Genomic DNA, 25,013 nt, shown 5'->3' with positions numbered 1-25,013 from the left:
GGTGCTGCCCGCGAGCCGGGGCCGGGGACGCCGGGCGATCACGTCCTGCTCCCGGTGGCCTTGAAGAACGTGTAGTGGAAGGTGCCGTCCTCGCGGGCGGTCCGGTGCAGGTCCGCGACACCGTGGTCCCAGCGCTCCGGCGTGATCAGCCCGCGGGCGACGGCGGTTTCGCCGACGCCTTCGACCATCGCGGTGAAGGTGTCGCGGGTGAACCCGGTGACCAGCCCGGGCCGGGACGCGTCGGCGTAGACCGTGCGCGGTCCGACGGTGACGTCGCAGAACCCCGCGCCGGTGAGCAGCGGGTACAGGCGGCGGCCGATGAGCGCGTCACCGCCGGCGTCGGCCTGGAGCCGGACGAGGCAGCCGATCGCGGCCTGGGCGTGCTCGCTGCGCGGGTGGAAGAACGCCGACCCGTGATCACCCTCGATCACGGTGATCGTGCCGCCCGGCCGCAGCAGCGTCTTCAGGTGCGCGAGGGCCTTTTCCGGCTCCGGCAGGTGTTCCAGCACGAAGCAGACGAAGAGGTGGTCGTACTCGCCGTCCAGGTCGAACAGGTCGGCCTGCCGGAATTCGACGCCCTCGACCCGGGACCGTGCCTGGTGCAGCGACGCTTTGGAGACGTCGACGGCGGTCAGGTGCGCGTCCGGGCTGCGGGCCACGAGGTGGACGGTCTGGGCGCCGACGCCGCAGCCGACCTCCAGCACGCGGCTCCCGGCGGGGTAGGCCGTCCCGTCGTGCAGCAGCGCGGCCAGGGTGTCGGCCTGGTCGCCGAGGCGGCGGGACTCGGGTTCGGTGTATCCGTGCACGTAATTGGTGTCCATACGCCCAGGGTGCTGCGACAATGGCTCGATGAACAGAGCCAAAACAGCGCTTCCGGACTGGTCCAAAGGGTCGGACTTCCTCCAGCTGGACGTGCGCGAGGCGCCGCCGGGCGGGCTGGCGGACTGGCTCGCCGGGCAGCTGCGCGCCGCGATCGCCGACGGCAGGCTCCCGATCGGCGCACGGCTGCCCGCGTCCCGGGTGCTGGCGGCCGAGCTGCGCGTGTCGCGCGGGGTGGTCACCGAGGCCTACCAGCGGCTGATCGACGACGGGCACGCCGCGGGCCGCGGCCGGGCCGGCACGGTCGTCGTCGCCGCGCCGGTGCTGCCGCCGGAGCCCGAGCCGGACCGGTCGCCCGCGAAGGTCATCACGGCGCTGCCGGGGGTGGCGGTCTTCGACGCGGTCCGCGCGGCCCCGGCCCGGATCGACCTGACGCCCGGGGTGCCGGACCTGACGGCGTTCCCGCGCGCGGCGTGGCTGCGGGCCGAGCGGGCGGTGCTGGACGAGCTGGAGCCGGCCCACTTCGGCTACGGCGACCCGCGCGGGGCGCCGGCGATGCGGGTGGCGGTGTCGCACTGGCTGGCGCGCAACCGCGGCATCCGCGCCGATCCCGGCGAGATCATCGTCGTCGCCGGGGTCGCGCAGGCGTTGACGCTGGTGGGCGAGGTGCTGCGGCAGCACGGTCTGTCCGAGATCGCGGTGGAGGACCCGAGCTCGCTGGGCGCGCGCCAGCACCTGCACCACTGCGGTCTGGCGACGCCCCCGGTCCCGGTGGACGACGACGGGCTGCTGGTGTCCGAGCTGCGCGCGCCGGCGGTGTTGCTGACCCCGGCCCACCAGTTCCCGATGGGTGTGGTCCTCGGCGGCGAGCGCCGTCGCGAGCTGATGCGCTGGGTGGCCGGCGGCGGCATCGTCGTCGAAGACGACTACGACGCCGAGCACCGCTACGACCGTGCGCCGGTGCCGGCGGTCCGGTCGATGGTGCCGGAGGTCTGTTACACGGGCAGCGTTTCGAAACTGCTGGCCCCGGCGCTGCGCGTCGGCTGGCTGCTCGCGCCGCCTCGGTTCCGCGACGACCTCGTGGCGGCGAAGCGGTTCGCGGACCTGGGCAATCCGGTGCTGGCCCAGCTGGTCCTGGCGCGCTTGATGGAGACCGGCGAGCTGGAGCGCCAGCTGCGGGTGGTCCGCGCGCGGCATCGACGGCGGCGCGACGCGATGATCCGGGCGCTGGCCTCGGAGGTGCCTTCGGCGGTCGTCCACGGCGCGGCGGCGGGGCTGCACCTGACCATCACGTTCGACGCCGAGGTGGACGACGTCGAGCTCGCGGCGACCGCGCTGGCGGAGGGGGTGAAGGTGCAGCCGCTGTCGTGGCACCGGCAGCGGCCGGGACGGCCGGGCTTGGTCCTGGGGTACGCGGCGCGGACGGCGACGGAAATCGTCGAGGGGGTCGCCGTCCTCGGGCGGCTGGTGGGGGCCTCGCCGTGAGGGGGACCCCCGGTTTCAACGCTACCGGAAGGCACCGACGGTTTCCGGGCCGCGCGCTCGAGTTGTCCACAGCCCACCGCCTCGACGTAAAGGGTCCTCAAAGGACAGTCAAGCGCCTGTGATCATGCTCTCCCACGTGTTTCGCCGCGTTGGTTGCCATACGCAAGCAACTTGCTTAGCCTAGCTAAGGGACTTGGCGAGCAGAAGGGTTGCACAGTGGCGGAACGCCGGACGTATTCGATCGCGGAACTGGGGCCGCGGTACAAGTGGATCGCGCTGTCCAACACGACGCTGGGCATGCTGATCGCCACGATCAACTCCTCGATCGTGCTGATCGCGCTGCCCGACATCTTCAAGGGCATCGGCATCAACCCCCTGGAACCGGCCAACACGAGCTACCTGCTGTGGATGATCATGGGCTTCCTCGTGGTCACCGCGGTGCTGGTGGTGAGCTTCGGCAGGCTCGGCGACATGTACGGCCGCGCGAGGATGTACAACCTCGGCTTCGCCGTCTTCACCGTCTCGTCGATCATGCTGGCCGTCACCTGGTTCGACGGCGACGCGGCCGCGTTGTGGCTGATCGGCTGGCGGATCGTGCAGGGTGTCGGCGGCGCCTTCCTGATGGCGAACTCCTCGGCGATCCTCACCGACGCCTTCCCGGCCAACCAGCGCGGCCTCGCGCTCGGCATGAACGGCGTCGCGGCCATCGCCGGCTCGTTCCTCGGCCTGGTCGTCGGTGGCGTGCTGGCGCCGATCGACTGGAACCTGATCTTCCTGGTCTCGGTGCCGTTCGGTGTGATCGGCACGATCTGGGCGTACCTCAAGCTGCACGACACCGGCGTCCGCAAGCACGCGCGGATGGACTGGTGGGGCAACATCACCTTCGCCGTCGGCCTGATCGCGGTGCTGGTCGGGATCACCTACGGCATCCAGCCCTACGGCTCGTCGCCGACCGGCTGGGGCAGCCCGTTCGTGCTGAGCTGCCTGATCGGCGGCGCCGCGGTGCTGGTCGCCTTCGTGATCATCGAGACCAAGGTCGACAACCCGCTGTTCCGGCTGTCGCTGTTCCGGATCCGGTCGTTCACCTGGGGCAACGTCGCGAACCTGACGGCGTCGCTCGGCCGCGGCGGCCTGCAGTTCATCCTGATCATCTGGCTGCAGGGCATCTGGCTGCCGCAGCACGGCTACACGTTCGAGCAGACGCCGCTGTGGGCGGGCATCTACATGCTCCCGATGACGGTCGGCTTCCTGCTCGCCGCGCCGACGTCGGGCATCCTCGCCGACCGGATCGGCAGCCGCCTGCTCGCGTCCACCGGCCTGCTCATCACGGCGATCACGTTCCTGCTGCTGATCATCCTGCCGGTCAACTTCGACTACTGGGCGTTCGCGGGGATCCTGCTGATCAACGGCATCGGCATGGGCATGTTCTCCTCGCCCAACCGCGCCGAGGTGATGAACAGCCTCCCGGCGGACGCGCGCGGCTCCGGCGCGGGCATGATGACGACCTTCCAGAACGCGGCGATGGTCCTGTCGATCGGCTTCTTCTTCAGCCTCATCATCGCGGGCCTGTCGAGCAGCCTCCCGGCGACGATGAGCCAGGGCCTGACCGAACACGGCGTCCCGGCGGCCTCGGCGGCGCAGATCGCCAACCTCCCGGCGGTGGCGGTGCTGTTCGCGGCGTTCCTCGGCTACAACCCGATCCAGCAGCTGCTGGGCGGTCAGCTGTCGGCGCTGCCGCCGGACCAGGCGGCGTTCCTGACCGGCCGCAGCTTCTTCCCGAACCTGATCTCGGGCCCGTTCCAGTCCGGCTTGGCGGTGGCGTTCGGCTTCGCGATCGCGGTCTGCTTGATCGGCGCGGTGGCGTCGCTGCTGACGAAGGACGCCCGCCCGGGAGACGGCGAGACGGTGGGCGAGGAACTGGCCGCGGTGGCCGGGGAAGCGGGCAGCGGGCCGAGCGAGCTGGTGGCGCCGTCCCGCGAACGCTGAACCGAGAGGTCCGGCTCAAGCGCCCCAATGTGGCGTTCGGTGCATCCAACGCACCCAATGTGGCGTTCGGTGCGTCAGACGCAACCAACGCCACATTGGGGCGCATTGCCTAGGCCCTGACGAGCGCGGGCTCGGCGGGCTCGTCCACCGGCGTGATCTTCTTCGCCCGGCGCCGGGTGATGATCCGGCGGCCGACGTCGATCATCGGGACCTCGACCCAGCGGTAGAGCAGGTCGGCGGCCAGCAGCCCGACGATCGTCACCGCGACCGCGGTCATCGTCCGGTGCGGGGCGAACTGCGGGATGGCTCCCGCGACTGCCACCGCGACGACGCCCTGCATGAGGTAGAGCGAGTACGACCGCTCCCCGACGAACCGCATCGGTGCCCGCGAGAGGACCCAGGCCAGCGGGCCGCCGCCGGCGACCAGCGACGGCACCAGCAGGGCGGCGAGCAGGACGTAGACGGTGCCGGTGATTGAGCCGCCGTCGTCGTGCAGGAAGGCGCCGATCTCGCCGAACATGGTCTGGACCGCGATCAGCGCGGCGGCGACCACCAGGCCGACGGCCGGGTGGGTGAACAGCCGCAGTGCGGCGAAGCCCTTGCGGTGGTGCAGCACGATCGCCAGCGTGCAGCCGATCAGGATCGGCGAGTACGCGCCCGCGTAGGGCATGAAGGGGATCAGGGCGAGCATGATGGCGACGAGGCCGAGCGACAGGCTCAGGCGCTTGACGAAGCCGAGCGCGCCGAGACCGAACGCGAGCAGCGGCCACACGAGGTAGAACTTCTGCTCGACGCCGAGCGTCCAGGCCTGGCCGAACAGCGCCATCTGGTGGTATTCGCCGACGAAGGCGACGTTCCACGGCAAGGCGGACACGATCCCGCTGTGCCGCAGCCCCATGCCGCGGAAGTAGGCGAAGACGACGATCACGCCGATGACGACGTAGTAGACAGGAAGAATGCGGAAAGCGCGTCGAATGTAGAATTCCGCCAGGGAAACGCGGCCGGTGCGGGCTTCTTCGCGCAACGCCAGTGTGGTGATCAGGTACCCGGAGAGCACGAAGAACAGGTGCACGCCGATCCAGCCGTTGGCCCTCACCCAGCTGGGGCCGCCGTAGTGGAAGACGACCACGAGCACGGCGGCGACGGCGCGCACGCCGTCGAGGGCCGGGAATCTTCGGGTCGCCAGGTACTCGTCGTGCGTCATCATCGCGTGATCCCCCCACGAAGTTCACCGGCCGAACCCCGACAATGTAATCGGGCGATCCCGGCATTCACCCTTCGGGGGTGATACTTCGGGTGGTGGTGACGGACCGTGCGTTCCCGGCGAACGGGCGCTACCAGCCGACCGTGGCGCGCTGGATCTTCACCGGCTTGGCGGGCGCGCCGTCGAGCGGGCCGTCCGGATCGGTGGGGATGATCCCGTCCGCGACCATCCGGTCGATGGCGGACATCCCGCGCACCACGCGCCCCAGTACCGAATAGTTGGCCGGGATGTTCGCGAACGAGTGCACGATGAAGAACTCCGACCCGTTCGTCCCCGGTCCCTGGTTGCCCATCGCGATCGTCCCGCGCGGGTAGGTCTCGGCCCCCGAAACCTCGTCCGGGAACCGATACCCCGGCCCGCCCTTCTCGACCTCGTAGATGTCCCCGCACTGCAGGACGCCGAGACGAGCGGAGTTGGACAACCGCCAGCACTGGGACCGGTCGTAGAACCGCTGCAAAACCAGCGAAACCATGTTGTGCACCGCGCACGGAGCGGCGCCGGCGCGGTTCAGCCGCACCGTCACCGGGCCGTAGTTGAAGCGGAACGTCACGTCCACGGTCCCGCGCGTCAGAGCGAACGGCAGGGGACGCACCACCGGCCGCGCCGCCGGGTTGTCCGGGGTCGGCGTGAACTCGCAGCGGACCACCGGCACCGAGGCGGAAGCCTGCGCCGGCGCCGCCACCAATGCGCCCAGCACGGACAAAACAGCCAGACCCCAGCGCAGCTTCATGGACCGCGACGTTAGCGGTTCACCGGCTACTTGCGCCAGGCTGTGCGCTGCTTGCGGATGTCGAGCACCAGCAGCAGGACCATGAACAGCGCCAGGCCGACGAGCCAGACGTTCTCGGTGTTGTTCTCGTGGTTGCCCTTGATCATCACCAGCAGGATGATCGCGCTGACCCAGCCGGCGATCCGGGTGGCCTTCGGGAACGAGCCGTGCCAGCCCCAGGCCGCGGACGGCTCGTCGCGCGGGTCGACCTCGGGCCGCCTCTTCTCGACCGCCTTGCCTGCCACGATGAACTCCTCAAACCCCGTGAACCTCGGACCCGCCGATGATCCCACACCTCCGGGTGCGCCGCGGAGACGCCCCGCGCGACAATGACCGGCGATGACTACCTCGCGAAGCGTTCTCGTGCTCGGCTCCACCGGGTCCATCGGCGTGCAGGCCCTCGACGTCGCCGCGCGCAACCCGCACCTGTTCCGGGTGGCCGGGATCGCCGCCGGCGGGGCCGATCCGGCCGCGCTCGCCGCGCAGGCGATCGCCCACGGTGTCGAGGCCGTCGCCGTGACCAGGGCCACGGCCGCCGAGGACGTCCAGCTCGCGCTGTACGCCGAGGCGCAGAAGCGCGGTTACGCGCAGGGCGAGTTCAAGCTTCCGCGGCTCTTCGCGGGGTCCGACGCCGTCACCGAGCTGATCGGCGCCGTGCCCGTCGACACCGTCCTCAACGCCCTGCCCGGCTCCCGCGGGCTCGAGCCGACGCTGCGCGCCCTCGCCACCGGCGCCACCCTCGCGCTCGCCAACAAGGAGTCCCTCATCGCCGGCGGGCCGCTGGTGCTCGCCGCGGCCAAGCCCGGGCAGCTCGTGCCCGTCGACTCCGAGCACTCCGCCATCGCCCAGGCCCTGCGCGCCGGGCACCGCAGCGAGGTCGCCCGGCTCGTCCTCACCGCCTCCGGCGGCCCGTTCCGCGGCCGCAAGCGCGCGGAACTGGCCGGCGTCACCGTCGAGCAGGCGATGGCGCACCCCACCTGGTCCATGGGCCCGCTCATCACGATCAACTCCGCCACCCTGGTCAACAAGGGCCTGGAGCTGATCGAGGCGGCGCTGCTGTTCGACATCCCGGCCGAGCGGATCGACGTCACCGTGCACCCGCAGTCGATCGTGCACTCGATGGTGACCTTCACCGACGGCTCGACGATCGCCCAGGCGAGCCCGCCCGACATGCGGCTGCCGATCGCGCTCGCGCTGCACTGGCCCGACCGGGTCCCCGGCGCCGCTCCCGCGTGCACCTGGGACCAGGCCGCGACGTGGACCTTCGAGCCGCTGGACGGCGAAGCCTTCCCGGCCGTCGAGCTGGCCCGCCACTGCGGTGCCGCGGGCGGCTGCCTGCCCGCGGTCTACAACGCCGCGAACGAGGAGCTCGTGTCCGCTTTCCTCGCGCAGAACACCAGCTTCACGTCGATAGTGGACACTGTGTCCGAGGTGGTGGGAGCCGCCGACGAATGGCGTCGCGAGCCACGCGACGTCGAAGACGTACTCGCGGCCGAGCGCTGGGCTCGCGCCCGAGCCGGGTCGATCATCGAGGGGAAGTAGCGGGTGCTCGCCTACATCATCGGCGTCGTGCTGTTCGCGCTGGGGATCTGCGTCTCGGTCGCGCTGCACGAAGCCGGGCACATGGTCACCGCGAAGGCCTTCGGCATGAAAGTCCGCCGGTACTTCGTGGGCTTCGGGCCGACGGTGTTCTCCTGGCGCCGCGGCGAAACCGAATACGGCCTGAAGTGGATCCCGCTCGGCGGGTTCTGCGACATCGCCGGCATGACCGCGCTCGACGAGGTCACCCCGGACGAGGCGCCGCGCGCGATGTGGCGGTTCAAGACCTGGAAGCGCACCGTCGTGATGTCGGCCGGGTCGATCACCCACTTCATCCTGGGCTTCGTGGTCCTCTACCTGATGGCCGTCACCATGGGCCTGCCGAACCTGACGGCCTCCGAACCGACCCAGCCGGTGCTGTCCTCGACCTCCTGCGCCGTCTCGACCACGTCGAAGGAACAGGCCGCGGCCCAGGCCAAGAACCCCACCTGCCCGGCGGGCGCGCCGACTCCGGCGAAGTCGGGCGGGCTGCTGCCCGGCGACAAGGTGCTCGCGGTCGGCGGGAAGCCGGTCGCGACCTGGGAGGACATGCTCACCGCCGTGCAGGCCACCAGCGGCCGGACGGTGTTCGAGGTGCAGCGCGGCAACCAGCAGCTCTGGCTCGTCGTCGACGTGCCGAAGGTCCAGCGCTGGAACGGCTCCACCGTCAAGGACGTCGGCATGATCGGCGCCTCGCCCGTGCCGCCGTCGGTGACCACGCAGTACGGCCCGATCTCCGCGATCGGCGCCACGTTCAGCTTCACCGGCACGATGTTCGCCGAGACGGCCCAGCGGCTCGTCCAGTTCCCCGAGCGGATCCCCGCCGTGGTCACCGCGATCTTCGGCGGGGAGCGCGACCCGAACACCCCGGTCAGCGTCGTCGGGGCGAGCCGGATCGGCGGCGAGGCCGTCGAGCAGGGCATCTGGGTGCTGTTCTTCTTCCTGCTGGCCAGCCTGAACTTCTTCATCGGCGTGTTCAACCTGCTGCCGCTGCTGCCGCTGGACGGCGGGCACATCGCGGTGGTCTGGTACGAGCGCGTCCGCGACTGGATCCGCGGGCTGCGGGGCAAGGCGGCCGGCGGCCCCGTCGACTACACGAGGCTGTCCGGGATCACGATGGTGCTCGTGCTGATCGGCGGCGCCGTGACACTACTCACCGTGACGGCGGACATCGTCAACCCGATCCGCATCGCGCCCTAGGCCCACGGAGGGGTGGCGGCCCGCCCGCGGCCGCTCACCCCCGCCGTAACGTTGCTCACCGTGACGGTTGACATGGAGAAAGCGACCCGGGTGGGGTAGGTACGCTGGAAGCCGTGACCGTCGCACTCGGTATGCCCGCCCTGCCCCCGCCCGTCCTGTCCGAGCGCCGCAAGACCCGCCAGCTCCAGGTGGGCTCGGTCGGCGTCGGCAGCGACCACCCGATCTCCGTCCAGTCGATGACGACGACGCTCACCTCCGACGTCAACGCGACCCTGCAGCAGATCGCCGAGCTGACCGCCGCGGGCTGCGACATCGTCCGCGTGGCGTGCCCGTCGGCCGACGATGCCGAGGCGCTGCCCGCCATCGCGCGCAAGTCGCAGATCCCGGTGATCGCCGACATCCACTTCCAGCCGAAGTACGTCTTCGCGGCGATCGAGGCCGGCTGCGCGGCGGTGCGCGTCAACCCGGGCAACATCCGGAAGTTCGACGACCAGGTCAAGGAAATCGCCCAGGCGGCGAAGGACCACGGCACGCCGATCCGGATCGGCGTCAACGCCGGTTCGCTCGACAAGCGGATCATGGACAAGTACGGCAAGGCGACCCCGGAGGCGCTGGCCGAGTCGGCGCTGTGGGAGGCGTCGCTGTTCGCCGAGCACGACTTCCACGACATCAAGATCTCGGTGAAGCACAACGACCCGGTGGTCATGGTGCGCGCCTACGAGATCCTCGCCGAGCAGTGCGACTACCCGCTGCACCTCGGCGTCACCGAGGCCGGCCCGGCGTTCCAGGGCACGATCAAGTCGGCGGTGGCGTTCGGCGCGCTGCTGCGCCAGGGCATCGGCGACACGATCCGCGTCTCGCTGTCCGCGCCGCCGGTCGAAGAGGTCAAGGTCGGCACGCAGATCCTGCAGTCGCTGAACCTGCGGCCGCGGAAGCTGGAGATCGTCTCGTGCCCGTCGTGCGGGCGCGCGCAGGTGGACGTCTACACCCTGGCCGAGCAGGTCACGGCCGGGCTTGAGGGCATGGAGATCCCGCTGCGCGTGGCCGTGATGGGCTGCGTCGTCAACGGCCCGGGCGAGGCCCGCGAGGCCGACCTGGGCGTGGCTTCGGGCAACGGCAAGGGGCAGATCTTCGTCAAGGGCGAGGTCATCAAGACGGTGCCCGAGCACGCGATCGTCGAGACGCTCATCGAAGAGGCCATGCGCATCGCCGAGGAGGCGGGCGAGACCCTCGGCGAGGGCGCGCCGGTCGTCACCGCCGGCTGAGTTCTTCCGCCGAAGCCCTCCTCGCCCCTGCGGCGAGGAGGGCTTCGGCGCGTCTTCAGCCCTGCAAGTGGTGCTGGGCGGCGTCGCGGATCTGCAGCCGGACGTTCTCCAGCGCGGCGGCGACCTCGTCGATCTGCTGCGAAGCGAGCTGGATGGCGCCCTGGATCGCGGTCGCGGTGGACGTTTCCCCGAGCAGGCCGAGCACTTGGGCCTGCAGGTCTTCGAGGTCGCTCTTGGTGGCGAGCGCGATGCCGGTCGGCACCTGGTCGGCGAGCAGCTCCAGCTGCTGCGCCTGCTCCTGGATCGTCATCGGTGGTTCCTTCCGCGGTGGGGACGCGTTGTCCGTGTTATCAGACGCGGGAACTGTCGGTGGTGACGATTACGCTCGCATCGTGAGCGTGACCTGGGCCGTCCGGCAGCCGCACCCGGTGGTGCGGCCCCTGGTCACGCGCTATGTCGGGTACGCGCAGGACGACGTCACGCTGGCCGTCCACCGTGGGCTGCCGTCCCGGCACGTGACGCTCGTCATCAGCCTCGCCGGGCCGGTCCGGATGGCCGGGCGAAGCCTGCAGGCGCTGGTCGGCGGGCTGCACACGCACGCGGTGCTGATCCGCCAGGACCGCGTGCAGGAGGGGATCCAGCTGGAGCTCGACCCGCTGGGCGTGCGCACGCTGTTCGGGGTGACGGCGGCGGAGCTGAGCGGCGAGGTCGCCGACCTGGCGGAGTTCGGCCTCGGCTCGCTGCCGGACCGGATGCGGGAGCTGCCTTGGCGTGAGCGGTTCGCGCTGCTCGACGAGGTGCTGGCCGCCCGGGCCCGCGAGCCGGTGGCGCCGCCGCCGGAGCTGGGGGAGGCGTGGCGCCGGATGCGGGGCGCGGACGGGCGGGTGCGCGTCGCCGACCTCGCCGGCGAGGTCGGCTGGAGCCGCCGTCACCTGGGCGAGCGGTTCCGGGCGGAGCTGGGGCTGGCCCCGAAGCAGGTGGCGCGGGTGCTGCGGTTCGAGCGGGCCGGGCGGCTGCTGCGGCGCGGGCACGCGGACCTGGCGGAGCTGGCGGTCGAGTGCGGGTTCTACGACCAGGCGCACCTGACCAACGAGTGGCGCGCGCTGGCCGGGTGCACCCCGGGGACGTGGATCGCCGAGGAGCTCCCGTTCCTCCAAGACGGGGAGGGGGCCGCCGGGCAAGACTCGCCCGCATGACTCCTGAACCGAACGTCTGGCCCGCCTTCCGGTACGACGACGCCCCCGGCGCGATCCGCTTCCTCGTCGACGTCCTCGGGTTCACCGAGGCGCTGGTGGTGCCGGAAGGGGACCTGGTCGCGCACGCGGAGCTGCGCTGGCCCGAGGGCGGCGCGGTGATGCTGGGCAGCGTCCGCCCGCCCGACGGCGTCCACGACACGATGAAGCCGGGCTCGGCCGCGGCGTACGTGGTGTCGGACCGGGTGGACGAGATCCACGCGCGCGTGAAGGACGCGGGCGCGGAGATCACGGCGGACCTGGCGAACACCGAGTACGGCTCCCGCCAGTTCAGCCTGCGCGACCCGGAGGGCAACTCCTGGACGATCGGCACCTACCGCGGAGCCCTCTGACCGAGGGTGTCGCGAATGACTCATCGGGGACGTCCGAGGTCGCGAATGACTCATTCGGGACCTCCGGCGCTGCGAATGAGTCATTCGCGGCACCGGCCGAGGCGACCGAGCCGCCCCCGCTACTGCACCGGCCGCTCGAAGGTCACCAGCAACCCCTCGACCCCGCCGGGCCCGACCCGCCCCTTCACCTCCGCCGACGTGATGGCCTTCAGCTGCCACCCGTCCCCGGCGTAGTCGTTCAGCAGCTTCTCGAGCCTGCCCCCCGACATCTTCCCGCCGATCAGCTTCTCCCGGACCTCGACGACCTTGTACGTATACCGCTGCATACATCCGATACTGCCCGAAAGCCCGGCTCCGGCTGTTCATCTCACCGTGTCGGAAGGCTTGCGTTCCGTTTATCAGTCGAATCTGGCACCCTGGAGCCCGTGTTGCGGCTTGCAGGTGCACGGCTGCTCGACGATCGGGACTATCCGGCGGTCCGTGCCGCTCTGGCCGCCGACCCGGTGGGCAGCTGCATGGTCAGCGCCCGGGTCGAGGCTGCCGGTCTCGACCCCTGGCGGCTCGGTGGTGAGCTCTGGGCCGCCGACAGCCGTCCGGTCCGGGCCGGGCGGCTCCAAGGGCTGTGCTTCTCCGGCCCCAACCTCATCCCGCTGCGCGGCAACGCGCCCGCCCTGCGCTCCTTCGCCGACCGCGCCCTGCGGAGACAACGCACCTGCTCCTCGCTCGTCGGCCCGGCCGAGCAGGTCCTCGGCCTGTGGGACGAGCTCGAAGGCGAGTGGGGCCCGGCCCGCGAGGTCCGCGACGACCAGCCGCTGATGGCCCTGGACAGCACGCCGCTCGTCGCCGCCGATCCGCTGGTGCGGCCCGTCCGGCCGGACGAGCTCGAGCGGTACCTGCCCGCGGCCGTCTCGATGTTCATCGAGGAGGTGGGCGTCGATCCGCGCAGCGGTGACGGCGGGGCGAGCTACCGCGCCCGGGTCACCGAGCTGATCGGGGCCGGCCGCGCGTTCGCCCGCTTCGAGAACGGCGAAGTCGTCTTCAAGGCCGAGATCGGCGCCATGTCGGCGACCGTCGGGCAGATCCAGGGCGTGTGGGTGCACCCCGAACGCCGTGGCGACGGGCTCGGCACCGCCGGCACCGCCGCGGTGGTGAACCGGCTCGTCCGCGGGCTCGGCCGCACCGCCAGCCTCTACGTCAACGCCTTCAACACCCCGGCTCTCGCCGCCTACCGCAAGATCGGGTTCCAGCAGGTCGGCCAGTACGCGACGGTGCTGTTCTAGCACTCTTCCGTGGCGGCGTTTCAGCCCGGTCGAACCGCGCTGACCAGGCATTATCCCGCCATGAGTGCTCGTCGACACTGTGCCCTCGCGGTGCTGCTGCTCGTCGCCGCGACCACGGCCGGGTGCTCGGGCGACGGGCCCGAGGACGCCCTCTCCGCCTTCCTGGACGCCGTCGCGGCCGGGGACGTCGCCGCCGCGGCGGCGGCCACCGACTCGCCCGAAGCCGCGAAGACCGTGCTGAGCCAGGTCCGCGGCGTGCTCGCCCCCGAGGGTCTCGACGTCGACGACGAAGAGGTGAAACAGCCGGACGGCGACGTCGTGACCGCCGGCTACCGGCTCACCTGGCACCTGCCGCACGGCCGCACCTGGTCCTACCGCGCCGACGCCCAGCTGCGGGCGGCCGAGAGCGGCTGGCAGGTGCACTGGCAGCCGACGGTCGTGCACCCGCAGCTGGCCGTCGGCCAGACCCTGGGCATGCTGCCCCAGCTGCCCGAGACGGCGCCGGTCCTCGACCGCGACGGCGTGCCGCTGATGCGCCCGCAGACCGTGATCGGCGTGGTCGTCGACCCGCAGAAGGCCGGCGACGCGAACGCCGTCGCCGGCACCCTCGCCAAGGCGCTGCACCGGTACGAGCCGTCGGTCACCGGCCGGTCCGTGCTGGACGGGATGCACAAGACCAAGCCCGGCGACGCCTACCCGGTGATCACCCTGCGCGCCGGCGACTACCAGCGGGTCAAGCCGGCGATCTACGACCTGCCCGGCGTCCGCTTCGCCAGCCAGGAGCGGCTGCTGCCGGTGACCCGCGGGTCCGGGCAGCAGGTCCTGCCGGGCATCCGCGCGCTGGTCGAGCAGCAGCTGGCCGGGGCGGCAGGCTGGCGGATCGTCACCCGTGACGTCACCGGCGGCGAGGCCTCCGAGCTCAAGGCCGAGCCGCCGCGGCCCGCGCCCGCCGTCACCAGCACGCTCAGCTCGAAGCTCCAGACCGCCGCCGAGACGGCCCTCGACCCCGAGCCCTACCCGGCCGCGCTGGTCGCGATCCAGCCGTCGAGCGGGGACATCCTCGCCGTCGCGCAGAACGACGCCGCCGACGACGAAGGCTCGCTGGCCCTGTCCGGGCGCTACCCGCCGGGGTCGACGTTCAAGATCGTCACGGCGGCGGCCGCGCTGTCGGCGGGGGAGGTCGAGGCGGGCAGCCCGGTCGACTGCCCGGGGACGACGACGATCGAAAACCGCGTCGTCCCGAACGAAGGCCGGTTCGACCTCGGCCGGGTGCCGCTGAAGACGGCGTTCGCACGGTCGTGCAACACGACCTTCGCCCGGCTCGCCGCCGGCCTGCCGGGGCCCTCGCTCACCGACACCGCCCGGTCCCTCGGCCTCGGCGCCGACTTCGTGGTCCCGGGCCTGACCACGGTCACCGGGGACGTCCCGGCCGGCGATTCGGCCGTCCAGCGGGCCGAGAACGGCTTCGGCCAGGGCACGGTGGTGACCAGCCCGTTCGGCCTCGCGCTGGTCGCGGCGACCGTGCAGGCCGGGAAGGTGCCGGTGCCGTCGATCGTCAAGGGCATGCCGGCGACCACGGGCAACGCCGTCGACCCGCCGTCGCCGGAGGTCCTCGACGCGCTGCGCGGGATGATGCGGGAGGTCGTCACCGGGGGCACCGCGACCGGGCTGCGGGACATCCCCGACGTCGCGGGCAAGACCGGCACCGCTCAGTTCGGCGACGGCGCCCGCTCGCACGGCTGGTTCGTCGGCTACCGCGGCGACCTGGCGTTCGCCGTGCTGCTCACCGAGGCCGGGTCGTCCAAACCGGCGGTGCAGGCCGCGCACCGGTTCCTGGCGGGGATCGGCTGAGCGGGCCGTCGTAAGGTGGGGGGCATGTCCGTTCGTGCCCCGCTCGTTCCCGGCGTCCAGACGCCGCGCCGTGACGTCCCCAGTTCCATCGCCCGTCCCGAGTACGTGGACAAGCCGGCGCCGAAGCGGGACACCGGCAACGGCGTGCGCACGCCCGAGGTGATCGAGGCGATGCGGGTCGCGAGCCGGATCGCGGCCCAGGCGCTGGAAGAGGGCGGCAAAGCGGTCAAGCCGGGCGCCACCACGGACGACATCGACCAGGTGGTGCACGAGTTCCTGCTCGACCACCACGCCTACCCCTCGACGCTGGGCTACCGCCGTTTCCCGAAGTCGTGCTGCACCTCGCTCAACGAGGTGATCTGCCACGGCATCCCGGACTCGACGGTGATCGAGGACGGCGACATCTGCAACATCGACGTCACCGCCTACATCGGCGGCGTCCACGGCGACACGAACGCGACGTTCCTGGCCGGCGACGTCTCGGAGGAGGCCCGCCTGCTGGTGGAGCGCACCCGCGAGGCGACGCTGCGGGCGATCAAGGCGGTCCGGCCGGGTCGTCAGCTGAACGTCATCGGCCGGGTCATCGAGGCCTACGCCAAGCGCTTCGGCTACGGGGTGGTCCGCGACTTCACCGGCCACGGCGTCGGGCCGGCGTTCCACACGCCGCCGACGGTCCTGCACTACGAAGAGCCCTCCGTCGACACGATCATCGAGGAGGGCATGACCTTCACGATCGAGCCGATGATCACCCTGGGCACCATCGACTACGACATCTGGGCCGACGACTGGACCGTCACCACGAAGGACAAGAAGTGGACGGCCCAGTTCGAGCACACCCTCGTGGTGACGGCCGACGGCAGCGAGATCCTCACGCTGCCCTGAGTCGTCAGTGGCTGGTTGCCTTCTTGTAGCAGCGCACCGAAAGCGGCACGAAGATCGCCAGCAGCAGCACGATCCACAGCACCGAGGCGAGCACGGCGTGCTGCATCGGCCAGGCGTTGTGCACCGGCATCGCCGGGCTCGTGTTGCCGAACAGTTCGCGGGCGGCCTGCGTGATCGCCGAGACCGGGTTCCAGTCCGCGATCACGCGCAGCGGCGTGGGCAGGCGGCCGCTGTCGACGAACGTGTTGGCCAGGAACGTGAGCGGGAAGATCGCCACGCTCGAGACGTTGTTGAACACCTCGGGCTTGCGGACCGCCAGGCCGAGCGTGCCCATCACCCAGGACAGCGCGTAGGCGAAGGCGAGCAGCAGGAGCACCCCGCCCAGCGCTTCCAGGGGGCTCGTGTGGATGCGCCAGCCGACCAGCAGCCCCACGAGGCCCATGATGAGCAGGCTCGTCACGTTCAGGATGAGGTCGGCGGTGGTCCGCCCGATCAGCACCGCGGCGGGGGACATCGGCAGCGAGCGGAACCGGTCGATGATGCCCTTCTGCAGGTCGTCGGTCAGGCCGTAGCCGGTGACGATGCTGCCCATCGCCACCGCGAGGGTGAAGATCCCCGGGAGCATGAACTCGCGGTAGGACATGCCGGGGATTTCGATCACGCTGCCGAACACGTAGCCGAAGAGCAGCACGAACATCACCGGCATGAACACGATGGACCCGAGCAGGTCCAGCGACCGGACGATCTTGATCGAGTTGCGCTTGGCCACGGTCACGCCGTCGGTGACGGCCATCTGCACCGCGTTCATCACACGGCCTCCTTCGCGGGTTCGGCCGTCTCGTGGCCGGTCAGAGTGAGGAAAACGTCGTCGAGGGTGGGGCGGCGGACGCCGACGTCGCGGACGTCCACGCCTTCCGCGGCGAGCAGGGCGAGGGCTTCGGTAAGCGCTTTCGCGCCGTGGGTCACGGGCACGGTGAGCCGGAACGCCTCGGCCTGCGGCTCGCCGCTGGCCAGCCGGGCCAGGGCCCGCCGGGCGGTGCCGACGTCGGCGTGGGTGCCGACGGTCAGCTCGATCCGCTCGCCGCCGACCAGGTCCTTGAGCTCGTCGGCGGTGCCGCGGGCGATCACGCGCCCGTGGTCGATCACCGCGATGCTGTCGGCCAGCCGGTCGGCTTCTTCCAGGTACTGGGTGGTCAGCAGCAGCGTGGTGCCGCCCGCGACCAGCTCGGTGATGACGTCCCACAACTCGGTGCGGGCCCGCGGGTCGAGCCCGGTGGTGGGCTCGTCGAGGAACAGCACCGGCGGATTGGCCACGAGCGCGCCGGCCAGGTCGAGGCGGCGCCGCATGCCGCCCGAGTAGCCCTTCACCGGGCGGTCGGCGGCGTCCTCCAGGCTGAACCGGGCCAGCAGCTCCCGGCCGCGGGCCTTGGCCCGCTTGGTGCCCAGGTGGTACAGCCGCCCGACCATCTCGAGGTTCTCGGCCCCGGTCAGTTCCTGGTCGACGGCGGCGTACTGCCCCGAAGCGCCGATGTGCGAACGCAGCTCGTGCGCGTCCTTCACGACGTCGAACCCGGCGACCGTCGCCCGGCCCGCGTCCGGCTTCTGCAGTGTCGTGAGGATCTGGACGGTGGTGGTCTTCCCGGCGCCGTTGGGCCCGAGCACGCCGAGCACCGTGCCTTCCGGCACCGCCAAGGTCATCCCGTCGAGCGCGGTGACCTTCCCGTACTTCTTGACCAGTCCCTCGGCCACGATGGCGTCTGGCATGGATTTCCCCTTTTCGTGTGGAGTCTTCAGGCGCGCCGGATGACGATGTCGCCGGTGTAGGTGTGGGCCTTGACCTCGACGGTCTCGGTGCTGCCGCTGGGTCCGTCGGCGGCGCTGAGCGTGTTGCGCACGGACCCGGTCAGCGAGTTCAGCTCGAGCCAGGCGGCGCTGCCCTCGCGGATGCCGACCTCGATCTCGCCGACGGCGGTGTCGAGGACGACCCGGTCGCGCACCACCTCGCCGAGCCGGATGTCGCCGGAGGCGGTTTTGGCGTGCACGGCCGCGTGGGCGAGGTCGACGAGGATGTCGCCGTTGGCGACGCTGACCCGCAGGTCACCGGTCACTTCGCCGATGCGCGTCTCGCCGTTGGAGTTCTTGAGGACCGCGGAGCCGTCGATCTCGCGGATCCGCAGCTCGCCGGAGCCGGTGCCGACCTCGGCGTGCCCGGTGACGCGGTCGACGGAGACGTCGCCGGTCGCCGTGCTCGCCTCGAGCCGGGCGGCTTCGTCCAGGTGGATGTCGCCGACGGAGGTCTTGAAGCGGCTGGGGCCGACCCGGCCGGTGACGCGGAAGTCGCCCATCGCGGCGGTGCCGGTGATCTGCGAGCCGGCCGGCAGCTCGACCGTGACGTGCAGGGCGCCGCCGCGGCCCCACAGCTTGGTGGCGTACTTCGGGCCCTTGACCAGCAGTTCACCACCCGCGAATTCGACGCGGGTCTTCGCGACGGCCTTGACGTCCTCGTTCTCGTTCGGGTCCGCCGGGGTGACCTCGACGGTGGTTTCCGCGCCGTCGCCGGCGACGATCCGGACGTCGGCGATGCTGACGTCGATGGTGGCCGCGATCGGCTCGGGAGTGGGGAAAACGGGCATGGCTGCGCCCTCCTGGGGTGCTCGGGTGGCGTCTCCGCAGGTCGGAGACGGCAGGGAAAAGCGAAAGGGAGTTACTGGACCCAGCCGGTGTACTTCTCGCCGAAGGCCGACCGGCGCTGGGTGGGCCGGACCCGGTCGGTGCCCAGCGCGGTGCTCGCGGCCCGGACGAGCCAGGCGTTGGTGGAGATCCGCTCGCGTCCGGCGGCTTCTTCGACGCGCTGCTTCAGCTGCTCGGGCAGGCGCAGGTTGATGCGCGCGACGGCGCCGTCGTCGGCCTCGGGCGGAGGCGGTGCTTCGGCGGGCGCCGGCTCGGGCGTCGCGGGCAGCGCCACGGCGAACTCGGCTTCGCGACGGCGAAGGCGTACTTCCACGGAGCCGGGAGCGAGCTCGCGGGTGATCTCGTCGGCGGCGGCCGAGAGGGCATCGAGCAGGGTGAGCCGGATCGCCGATTCGAGCGGCGCGGTGAGCCGCTCGGCGAGGGCGACAGCGTCCTCGCCCGCCGCTTCGGCGGCGACCGCGAGCTCCCGGCGGAGTTCGTCCACGAAGGGCGTCAGGTCCATGGCACAACTATGGCGCCATCGTGGCACCACGACAACCCTGAAATGGCACCCTTAGGGGTCGCCAGTGGCACCACAGCCGGTGAAACCCCAGTTCACGCACGGGTGGCGGGGTGCGGTCAGGCGCGGTCGATGCGCTCCAGGAGTTCGTCGAGGAAGCCGCACGCCTCGGCGGCCGCGCGGTCCGGGTCGCGCTCGGCGATGGCGTCGGCGAGGCCTTCGTGGCCGATCTCCGGGGCGTGGTCCGCGCCCGGTGTGATGCCGGCCGTCGCCGCGACGCTGGCCGTGATGACCTCGGTCAGCCCGCGGTAGAGCTCGGTCAGCAGCCGGTTGTGGCCGGCGCGGACGACGGCGCAGTGGAACTCCGCGTCCGTGCGGGCGAAGTCCTGCCAGCGTCCTTCGCGCAGGTCGACCTCGCGGCGGGCGAGCAGGGCACGCAGCTCGGCGACCTCTTCTTCGGACCGCTCGGCGGCCGCGAGCCGGGCGCCTTCGACCTCCAGCGTGCGCCGGACCTGCAGGACCTCGCGCAGCTCCGAGCCGCAGAGCCGGCGGATCGCCCCGGACACTTCGCTCGTCGCGCGCACGTAGGTGCCGTCGCCCTGGCGGACCTCCAGGAGCCCGGTGTGTGCCAGTGCGCGCACGGCTTCGCGGACGGTGTTGCGGCCGACGCCGAGCTGCTCGACGAGCTCGGCCTCGGTGGGGATGCGTTCGCCGATCGGCCATTCCCCCTGCGTGACCGCGGTCCGCAGCTGGTCGATGACCTGGTCGACGAGGCCGGCCCGGCGCGTGGTGGCCAGAGGCACAGGATTATCCCTTCATCCAATCATCCTACGTATGCGATAGTAGCGGGCATGCGCGTCGAACACCGTGAAGCCGAACTGGACGGCGCCGCCGAGGTCCGGACGCCCGGCGTGGTCGCCGCCGGCGCGCTGCTCGCGGTCGCGGTGGTGCTCACCGCCCTGAACTTGCGCCCGGCCATCACCGGTGTCGGGCCCATGCTCGCCGAGATGCGCCAGGACTTGGGCACGTCCGTCGTCTGGGCGGGGGTGCTGACGACGTTGCCGACGCTCTGCTTCGCCGGTGCCGGGCTGGCCGCGCCGCTGCTCGCGCGCCGGGCCGGGGTCGGCGCCGCCATCGCGATCGCGCTGTGCGCCCTCGCCGCTGGGCTCGTGCTCCGCGTGCTCGACGGACCCGCCGTGGTCCTCGGCGGCACGCTCGTCGCCACCGCCGGGATCGCCCTGATCAACGTGCTCATCCCGGTTGTCATCAAGGACTCCTTCCCGGCTCGCATCGGCGTGCTGACCGGCGTCTACACCGCCGCCCTGCAGGGTGGCGGTGCCCTCGGGTCGGCGGTGACCCCGCGGCTCGGCGACGCGCTCGGCGGCTGGCGCCCGGCGCTGGGCGGCTGGGCCGCGCTGGCCGTCGTCGCGCTGCTGGCGTGGATTTTGGCAGCCCGCGGCACCGGCCGGGCACCGCGGCCCGCCGAAGGTGCCGAGGGCGGCCGGTCGCTGCTGCGCAACCGGCTGGCCTGGATCGTCACGGGCTTCTTCGGCCTGCAGGCGTTCTACGCCTACGCGGCGATGGGCTGGTTCCCACAGGTGCTGATGGACGCCGGCGTGCCGCGCGACGACGCCGGGCTGCTGTTCGGCCTGGTTTCGCTGATCGCCGTGCCGATCAGCCTCGTCGTCGCGCCGATGGCGGCCCGGCGGCGCGGGCAGAGCCCGTGGATCGTCGGGCTGAGCGTGTTCGGCGTCGCCGGGACCATCGGGCTGATGCTCGCGCCGTCGTGGTCGCCGCTGCTCTGGAGCATCCTCGTCGGGCTCGGGATGAGCGTGTTCTCCCTCGGCCTGACCGTGATCGCGCTGCGGGCGCGGACCGGCGCGGACACCGCCCGGCTGTCCGGGATGGCGCAGGGCTTCGGTTACCTGTTCGCCGCGCTCGGCCCGTTCCTCTTCGGCCTGCTGCACGACCTCGCCCGCGGCTGGACCGTGCCGCTGGCGATGCTGCTCGGCCTGCTCGGTGTCCAGATGGTGTTCGGCGCGCTCGCCGGCCGCCACCGCTTCGTCTGACCCCGCGGATCAGTCCAGGGGCAGGTTGAGCAGCGCGTTCTCGATCAGTTCCGGCATCGCCGGGTGGATCCAGTACTGGCCGCGGGCCATGGTCCGCGCGTCGAGGCCGAAGCTCATCGCCTGGATGAGCGGCTGGATCACCGACGAGGCCTGCGGGCCGATGATGTGCGCGCCGAGCAGCTGCCCGGTCGCCGGGTCCGCCAGGAGCTTCGCGAAGCCCGTGGTGTCCTCCATCGCCCAACCGTAGGCGATCCCGGCGTAGTCCTGCTTCGAGACCACATAGGACACCCCGAGGTCGCGGGCCTTCTGCTCGGTGAGCCCGACCGAGGCCACCTGCGGGTGGGTGAAGACGGCGTGCGGCACGAACCGGTGGTCGGCGGTGATCCGCTCGTCCGGGTGCAGCAGGTTGTGCTGCACCACGCGGGCTTCGTGGTTCGCGACGTGCTTGAGCTCGTGCGGCGACGACAGGTCGCCGAGGGCGTAGATGCCTTCCACCGCGGTCTGCTGGTGGTCGTCGACCACGACGTGCCCACTGTCCGTTGTGGTCACTCCGGTAGCGGCGACGTCCAGCAGGTCGGAGTTCGGCCGGCGGCCGGTGGCGATCAGCAGCACGTCGCCCTCGACGGTTTCGGCGCCGTGGGGCCCCTCGAGGTCGAGCGCGATGCCGCTCCCGGTCTTGCGCGCCCGGACGGTCTTGCGGTCCAGGCGGACGTCGAACCGCTCGGCGGCCAGCTCGGTGAAGCGGGCGCTGACGTCCTCGTCTTCCGAGCGCAGCAGCCGCCCGGACCGGTTGACCAGCGTGACCCGCACGCCGAACGAGGCGAAGACGTGCGCGAACTCGGCCGCGATGTACCCGCCGCCGAGGATGACGATCCGCTCGGGCAGCTCGTCGAGCCGCATCACGGTGTCGGACGTGTGGTAATCGACCGCGTCGAGGCCGGCGATCTCCGGGATGACCGGGCGCCCGCCCGCGGCGAGCACGAAGCGGTCGGCGGTCAGCACCTCGTCGGGACGCCCGTCGCCGAGGCTGACGCGCAGCTCCTTGTGCCCGGTGAAGCGGCCGGTGCCCTCGTAGACGTCGACGTTCGCGTTGTCCTCGTGGCTGCGGCGGTACTCCGCGCCGCCCTCGGCGATCGGGTCGATGCGGCCGAAGACGCGGTCGCGGATGTCGCGCCAGCGCACGCCCTTCAGCTCTTCGTCGACGCCGTACTTGGCGCTGTGCGAAGGCGTGTACGCGACGTCGGCGGCGTACACGAACATCTTCGTCGGGATGCAGCCCACGTTGAGACAGGTGCCGCCGAACGTGCCCTTCTCGACGATCGCCGTCTTCTGGCCGGCGAAGCCCGGGCCGAGGATGGAGTTCCCCGATCCCGTTCCGACGATCACCAGGTCGTAGTGGGGCACTGCATCCTCCGCGGGGTCGCTCCGGTCGGTTCACCCTAGCCAACCTCACGGCGGAGGCGGGTGTTCCCGTTGTGCTCAACGTCGTATTGCGTGGTCAGTGGCCGGTGGCGGTGAAGTGCATGCGGTCGATCGGGCTGCGCCAGTTCCCGCCCCAGCTCCACCCGATCGCCGCGAACGCGCGCACGGTCGCGTCGCCGGCCAGGACCATGCCGGGCCGTACGCGCGAGCGGTCGACGTACGCGGAAGCCAATTCGGGTAGGACGAGGTCGCCCCGGGTGTAGGGGTTGCAGAACGGGTTGACGTCGACGGCGAGCCCGTAGGCGTGCGCCGACCAGGTCTGCTGCCCCCGCGCCGGGCGGCAGACGAACGCGCTGGTCGAGTTGCCGTCCCCGGTCGGCGGCGCGGTCAGCTCGGCCGGGCCGGTCACGCGCATCTCCTCGAGGGGGAAGCGCGCGGCGAAGAGCCGCCCGAAGACCTCGGTGATCCCCGCGGCGCCGGCGGCGTTGACCAGCATTTCGCCGGTGTGCGCGCGGCCGTCGAACCCCCAGAACGACATCGTCAGGTAGCGCAGGTCGCCGGCCTTGACGGGGCAGGCGGGCTGCCAGGTGCTGCGCGCGAGGACGTCGGCGGGCACGGCACCGATCGTCGACGCGTACTCGTTCCCCGCCGGCGGCGGCAGGAGGTCATTTGTCGGAAGTGCCCGGTTCACCAGTTCGGGTGGAGTCGGCTCGACCTCGCCGAAGCCGTCGGGACGGCGGGGGAGCGGGCGGGCACCCACCTGCCAGGTGACGGCGGGCGCGCTCGACGTCGGCGGCCGCGGCGCGGTCGTGCTCGTCGTCGACGGGGGCAAGGACGGCGCAGGCTGCGGTATCGGCGGCGCTTCCGGCGAACACGCGGTCAGGACGAGGGCCAGTGCCGCCCACGCCGCCGCTCTCCGCCCCATCCGGCCAGCTTGACAGAAGCGGCGGCGAGCGGAGACCACCCGTTCCAGTGACACCGTTTTGGGCGCCCTCGGCTTAGGGTATTGAGCGCACATCGTTCACGCACCGGAGTTGCCCGGGTGCCGAGTGCTTGGCTCGTGCTGTGCCGAAGAGGAGAACACCCATGTCCGTGCAGTCCCGCCGATCCCTGCTCTTCGTGAGCGGTGTGCTCCTTGCGGTGGCCGCGGTCGCCGTCCCGGTCGTGGTGGGCACGGCCGCGGCCGATCCCGGTGCCACCGGGTCCGGGAACCAGGCGCGGATCGTCGGCGGCGAAAAGGCATCCCTGGCCGACCACCCGTACGTGGTGTACCTGACCGACGCGGGCGGCAACCAGTTCTGCGGCGCGGTCGTCGTCAGCTCCACGGCGGTCGCGACGGCGGCGCACTGCGCCAAGGCGGTGGCCAAGCAGGACGTCCGCGTGGTCGCCGGCCGGGAGGACAAGCGCACCAGCGAGGGTCAGGTCCTCGGCGTCTCGAAGATCTGGGTCAACCAGGGCTACACCGACCCGACGCAGGGCGGCGACATCGCGGTGCTGACCGTCCGCGGCCAGCTCGACTACCGGCCCGCGAAGCTGCCCGACAGCGGTGACGCGGGGTTGTACGCTGCGGGCACCCAGGCGACGGTGCTCGGCTGGGGACGCATCGCCGACGGCGGCGCCCGCTCGGACTACCTGCGCAGCGCCCAGGTGCCGGTGGTCTCGGACAGCGAATGCCGCTCCGGCTACACCGTCTACGACCAGCGGACCATGGTGTGCGCGGGGTACGCCGAGGGCGGCGTCGACGCCTGCCAGGGCGACTCCGGCGGGCCCCTCGTGGTGGGTGACACGCTGATCGGCATCGTGTCCTTCGGCGACGGCTGCGCGAAGGCGCACAAGCCCGGCGTCTACACGCGCGTCTCGGCGTACGCCGACGACATCCAGACCCAGGCCAAGCCCCGCCTCCTCGGCTGAGCGTGCTAAGCAGGGGTATGCCGACCCTGCACGACGCGACCGGTCCCGAGCTGACCGCCGCCCAGCTCCACGACATCCTCCGCTTGCGCATCGACGTGTTCGTCGTGGAGCAGAAAGCCGCGTACGCGGAGCTCGACGGCCGTGACCTGCTCCCGGACACCCGGCACCTGTGGTTCGAGGAAACCGGTGAAGTCGTGGCGTACCTGCGGGTCCTGCTCGACCCGGATGGCATCCGCCGCATCGGGCGCGTGGTGACGGCCGCCCCCGCCCGCGGCGCCGGTCTGGCGGCCCGGTTGATGGACGCGGCCCTGACGGTCCCGGGCGAGTACGTCTTGGACGCCCAGACGTACGTCCAGGGCTTCTACGCCCGCTACGGCTTCGTCGCGGAAGGCCCCGAGTACGTCGACGACGACGGAATCCCCCACATCAAAATGCGCCGCCGTCCGTGATCGAAGCG

The 25,013-nt window shown here is 71.6% G+C and carries 26 protein-coding genes; 13 read left to right on the top strand and 13 right to left on the bottom strand.

What is annotated here, in order from left to right; genetic code table 11:
• Positions 1-38: 38 nt before the first annotated feature.
• Positions 39-821, bottom strand: a complete 783-nt coding sequence (locus tag Q5425_RS11020) for an L-histidine N(alpha)-methyltransferase (protein WP_308672056.1) — start codon at positions 819-821, stop codon at positions 39-41.
• A gap of 28 nt (positions 822-849) precedes the next feature.
• Here Q5425_RS11020 and Q5425_RS11015 point away from each other — a divergent pair, with 28 nt between their 5' ends.
• Complete coding sequence (locus Q5425_RS11015) at positions 850-2,304, top strand: PLP-dependent aminotransferase family protein (protein WP_308672055.1); 1,455 nt, start codon at positions 850-852, stop codon at positions 2,302-2,304.
• Between the two features lie 216 nt (positions 2,305-2,520).
• On the top strand, positions 2,521-4,290 hold the full coding sequence (locus Q5425_RS11010; RefSeq protein ID WP_308672054.1) for an MFS transporter: 1,770 nt from the start codon (positions 2,521-2,523) through the stop codon (positions 4,288-4,290).
• 109 nt (positions 4,291-4,399) lie between these two features.
• Here Q5425_RS11010 and Q5425_RS11005 read toward each other — a convergent pair whose 3' ends face one another.
• The 3 genes from Q5425_RS11005 to Q5425_RS10995 form a co-directional block, all read right to left on the bottom strand.
• Entirely contained in the window at positions 4,400-5,497 is a 1,098-nt protein-coding gene (locus Q5425_RS11005) for an acyltransferase (RefSeq protein WP_308672053.1), read from the bottom strand.
• 127 nt (positions 5,498-5,624) lie between these two features.
• A complete protein-coding gene (locus Q5425_RS11000; protein ID WP_308672052.1) occupies positions 5,625-6,284 on the bottom strand; it encodes a peptidylprolyl isomerase in 660 nt (219 codons plus the stop codon).
• Positions 6,285-6,310: 26 nt separating this feature from the next.
• Positions 6,311-6,568 carry a DUF2631 domain-containing protein gene (locus Q5425_RS10995; protein WP_308672051.1) on the bottom strand — a complete coding sequence of 86 codons (258 nt, stop codon included), beginning with the start codon at positions 6,566-6,568 and terminating at the stop codon, positions 6,311-6,313.
• 94 nt (positions 6,569-6,662) lie between these two features.
• Here Q5425_RS10995 and dxr point away from each other — a divergent pair, with 94 nt between their 5' ends.
• The 3 genes from dxr to ispG all read left to right on the top strand — a co-directional run bounded on the left by dxr (position 6,663) and on the right by ispG (position 10,366).
• Positions 6,663-7,865: a 1-deoxy-D-xylulose-5-phosphate reductoisomerase gene (gene dxr / locus Q5425_RS10990; protein WP_308672050.1), complete on the top strand. Its 1,203-nt coding sequence runs from the start codon at positions 6,663-6,665 to the stop codon at positions 7,863-7,865.
• A gap of 3 nt (positions 7,866-7,868) precedes the next feature.
• Positions 7,869-9,101 (top strand): site-2 protease family protein, encoded by a 1,233-nt coding sequence (locus tag Q5425_RS10985; protein ID WP_308672049.1) that lies wholly within the window; start codon positions 7,869-7,871, stop codon positions 9,099-9,101.
• A gap of 113 nt (positions 9,102-9,214) precedes the next feature.
• Complete coding sequence (gene ispG, locus Q5425_RS10980) at positions 9,215-10,366, top strand: flavodoxin-dependent (E)-4-hydroxy-3-methylbut-2-enyl-diphosphate synthase (RefSeq protein WP_308672048.1); 1,152 nt, start codon at positions 9,215-9,217, stop codon at positions 10,364-10,366.
• Between the two features lie 55 nt (positions 10,367-10,421).
• On the opposite strand, the gene Q5425_RS10975 is transcribed toward ispG, so the two are convergent.
• Entirely contained in the window at positions 10,422-10,676 is a 255-nt protein-coding gene (locus Q5425_RS10975) for a hypothetical protein (RefSeq protein WP_003057586.1), read from the bottom strand.
• 82 nt (positions 10,677-10,758) lie between these two features.
• Here Q5425_RS10975 and Q5425_RS10970 point away from each other — a divergent pair, with 82 nt between their 5' ends.
• Positions 10,759-11,562 carry an AraC family transcriptional regulator gene (locus tag Q5425_RS10970; RefSeq protein WP_308672047.1) on the top strand — a complete coding sequence of 268 codons (804 nt, stop codon included), beginning with the start codon at positions 10,759-10,761 and terminating at the stop codon, positions 11,560-11,562.
• Entirely contained in the window at positions 11,559-11,951 is a 393-nt protein-coding gene (locus Q5425_RS10965; RefSeq protein ID WP_308672046.1) for a VOC family protein, read from the top strand. The genes Q5425_RS10970 and Q5425_RS10965 overlap by 4 nt, the downstream gene beginning before the upstream one ends.
• Before the next feature lie 119 nt (positions 11,952-12,070).
• On the opposite strand, the gene Q5425_RS10960 is transcribed toward Q5425_RS10965, so the two are convergent.
• The gene (locus Q5425_RS10960) at positions 12,071-12,277 is read right to left on the bottom strand and encodes a DUF4177 domain-containing protein (RefSeq protein WP_308672045.1); all 207 of its coding nucleotides are present in this window, start codon (positions 12,275-12,277) and stop codon (positions 12,071-12,073) included.
• Between the two features lie 99 nt (positions 12,278-12,376).
• Here Q5425_RS10960 and Q5425_RS10955 point away from each other — a divergent pair, with 99 nt between their 5' ends.
• Genes Q5425_RS10955 through map form a run of 3 tightly spaced genes read left to right on the top strand, consistent with a single transcriptional unit; the run spans position 12,377 to position 15,964 of the window.
• Positions 12,377-13,231, top strand: a complete 855-nt coding sequence (locus Q5425_RS10955) for a GNAT family N-acetyltransferase (RefSeq protein WP_308672044.1) — start codon at positions 12,377-12,379, stop codon at positions 13,229-13,231.
• A 60-nt stretch (positions 13,232-13,291) separates the two neighbouring features.
• Positions 13,292-15,082, top strand: coding sequence for a penicillin-binding transpeptidase domain-containing protein (locus Q5425_RS10950; protein ID WP_308672043.1), 1,791 nt, complete (start codon positions 13,292-13,294; stop codon positions 15,080-15,082).
• A 24-nt stretch (positions 15,083-15,106) separates the two neighbouring features.
• A complete protein-coding gene (gene map, locus Q5425_RS10945) occupies positions 15,107-15,964 on the top strand; it encodes a type I methionyl aminopeptidase (protein ID WP_308672042.1) in 858 nt (285 codons plus the stop codon).
• A 4-nt stretch (positions 15,965-15,968) separates the two neighbouring features.
• Here the strand turns inward: map and Q5425_RS10940 are convergent, their stop codons facing one another.
• The 5 genes from Q5425_RS10940 to Q5425_RS10920 all read right to left on the bottom strand — a co-directional run bounded on the left by Q5425_RS10940 (position 15,969) and on the right by Q5425_RS10920 (position 19,957).
• On the bottom strand, positions 15,969-16,772 hold the full coding sequence (locus tag Q5425_RS10940; protein ID WP_308672041.1) for an ABC transporter permease: 804 nt from the start codon (positions 16,770-16,772) through the stop codon (positions 15,969-15,971).
• On the bottom strand, positions 16,772-17,728 hold the full coding sequence (locus Q5425_RS10935) for an ATP-binding cassette domain-containing protein (RefSeq protein ID WP_308672039.1): 957 nt from the start codon (positions 17,726-17,728) through the stop codon (positions 16,772-16,774). Before Q5425_RS10935 ends, Q5425_RS10940 begins: the two co-directional genes overlap by 1 nt.
• Before the next feature lie 26 nt (positions 17,729-17,754).
• Positions 17,755-18,597, bottom strand: coding sequence for a DUF4097 family beta strand repeat-containing protein (locus Q5425_RS10930; protein WP_308672038.1), 843 nt, complete (start codon positions 18,595-18,597; stop codon positions 17,755-17,757).
• A 71-nt stretch (positions 18,598-18,668) separates the two neighbouring features.
• Positions 18,669-19,157, bottom strand: a complete 489-nt coding sequence (locus Q5425_RS10925) for a hypothetical protein (RefSeq protein WP_308672037.1) — start codon at positions 19,155-19,157, stop codon at positions 18,669-18,671.
• A gap of 116 nt (positions 19,158-19,273) precedes the next feature.
• Complete coding sequence (locus Q5425_RS10920; RefSeq protein WP_308672036.1) at positions 19,274-19,957, bottom strand: FadR/GntR family transcriptional regulator; 684 nt, start codon at positions 19,955-19,957, stop codon at positions 19,274-19,276.
• A 48-nt stretch (positions 19,958-20,005) separates the two neighbouring features.
• Between Q5425_RS10920 and Q5425_RS10915 the strand changes: the two genes are divergently transcribed.
• Positions 20,006-21,223: an MFS transporter gene (locus Q5425_RS10915; RefSeq protein ID WP_308672035.1), complete on the top strand. Its 1,218-nt coding sequence runs from the start codon at positions 20,006-20,008 to the stop codon at positions 21,221-21,223.
• Positions 21,224-21,232: 9 nt separating this feature from the next.
• On the opposite strand, the gene Q5425_RS10910 is transcribed toward Q5425_RS10915, so the two are convergent.
• The gene (locus tag Q5425_RS10910; RefSeq protein ID WP_308672034.1) at positions 21,233-22,627 is read right to left on the bottom strand and encodes a mycothione reductase; all 1,395 of its coding nucleotides are present in this window, start codon (positions 22,625-22,627) and stop codon (positions 21,233-21,235) included.
• A gap of 94 nt (positions 22,628-22,721) precedes the next feature.
• On the bottom strand, positions 22,722-23,570 hold the full coding sequence (locus Q5425_RS10905) for a M15 family metallopeptidase (protein ID WP_308672033.1): 849 nt from the start codon (positions 23,568-23,570) through the stop codon (positions 22,722-22,724).
• A 161-nt stretch (positions 23,571-23,731) separates the two neighbouring features.
• On the opposite strand from Q5425_RS10905, the gene Q5425_RS10900 reads away from it, so the two are divergent.
• Together Q5425_RS10900 and Q5425_RS10895 are read left to right on the top strand one after the other, a co-directional pair.
• Complete coding sequence (locus Q5425_RS10900) at positions 23,732-24,556, top strand: serine protease (RefSeq protein ID WP_308672032.1); 825 nt, start codon at positions 23,732-23,734, stop codon at positions 24,554-24,556.
• A gap of 17 nt (positions 24,557-24,573) precedes the next feature.
• Positions 24,574-25,005 (top strand): GNAT family N-acetyltransferase, encoded by a 432-nt coding sequence (locus Q5425_RS10895; RefSeq protein WP_308672031.1) that lies wholly within the window; start codon positions 24,574-24,576, stop codon positions 25,003-25,005.
• Positions 25,006-25,013: the final 8 nt, after the last annotated feature.

It is taken from the genome of Amycolatopsis sp. A133, from assembly GCF_031082405.1.
Lineage (GTDB): Bacteria > Actinomycetota > Actinomycetes > Mycobacteriales > Pseudonocardiaceae > Amycolatopsis.
This window is presented reverse-complemented; position numbering and strand designations above follow the sequence as displayed.

Bases quoted from the DNA above. Each gene is read 5' to 3' on its own strand.
- Q5425_RS10925 (WP_308672037.1), bottom strand. From the start codon at position 19,157: ATGGACCTGACGCCCTTCGTGGACGAACTCCGCCGGGAGCTCGCGGTC.
- Q5425_RS11020 (WP_308672056.1), bottom strand. From the start codon at position 821: ATGGACACCAATTACGTGCACGGATACACCGAACCCGAGTCCCGCCGC.
- Q5425_RS10950 (WP_308672043.1), top strand. From the start codon at position 13,292: ATGAGTGCTCGTCGACACTGTGCCCTCGCGGTGCTGCTGCTCGTCGCC.
- Q5425_RS10915 (WP_308672035.1), top strand. From the start codon at position 20,006: ATGCGCGTCGAACACCGTGAAGCCGAACTGGACGGCGCCGCCGAGGTC.
- Q5425_RS10935 (WP_308672039.1), bottom strand. From the start codon at position 17,728: ATGCCAGACGCCATCGTGGCCGAGGGACTGGTCAAGAAGTACGGGAAG.
- map (WP_308672042.1), top strand. From the start codon at position 15,107: ATGTCCGTTCGTGCCCCGCTCGTTCCCGGCGTCCAGACGCCGCGCCGT.
- Q5425_RS10965 (WP_308672046.1), top strand. From the start codon at position 11,559: ATGACTCCTGAACCGAACGTCTGGCCCGCCTTCCGGTACGACGACGCC.
- Q5425_RS10960 (WP_308672045.1), bottom strand. From the start codon at position 12,277: ATGCAGCGGTATACGTACAAGGTCGTCGAGGTCCGGGAGAAGCTGATC.
- Q5425_RS11005 (WP_308672053.1), bottom strand. From the start codon at position 5,497: ATGATGACGCACGACGAGTACCTGGCGACCCGAAGATTCCCGGCCCTC.
- Q5425_RS10940 (WP_308672041.1), bottom strand. From the start codon at position 16,772: ATGAACGCGGTGCAGATGGCCGTCACCGACGGCGTGACCGTGGCCAAG.
- Q5425_RS10905 (WP_308672033.1), bottom strand. From the start codon at position 23,570: ATGGGGCGGAGAGCGGCGGCGTGGGCGGCACTGGCCCTCGTCCTGACC.
- Q5425_RS10895 (WP_308672031.1), top strand. From the start codon at position 24,574: ATGCCGACCCTGCACGACGCGACCGGTCCCGAGCTGACCGCCGCCCAG.
- Q5425_RS11000 (WP_308672052.1), bottom strand. From the start codon at position 6,284: ATGAAGCTGCGCTGGGGTCTGGCTGTTTTGTCCGTGCTGGGCGCATTG.
- Q5425_RS11015 (WP_308672055.1), top strand. From the start codon at position 850: ATGAACAGAGCCAAAACAGCGCTTCCGGACTGGTCCAAAGGGTCGGAC.
- Q5425_RS10900 (WP_308672032.1), top strand. From the start codon at position 23,732: ATGTCCGTGCAGTCCCGCCGATCCCTGCTCTTCGTGAGCGGTGTGCTC.
- dxr (WP_308672050.1), top strand. From the start codon at position 6,663: ATGACTACCTCGCGAAGCGTTCTCGTGCTCGGCTCCACCGGGTCCATC.
- Q5425_RS10975 (WP_003057586.1), bottom strand. From the start codon at position 10,676: ATGACGATCCAGGAGCAGGCGCAGCAGCTGGAGCTGCTCGCCGACCAG.
- Q5425_RS10930 (WP_308672038.1), bottom strand. From the start codon at position 18,597: ATGCCCGTTTTCCCCACTCCCGAGCCGATCGCGGCCACCATCGACGTC.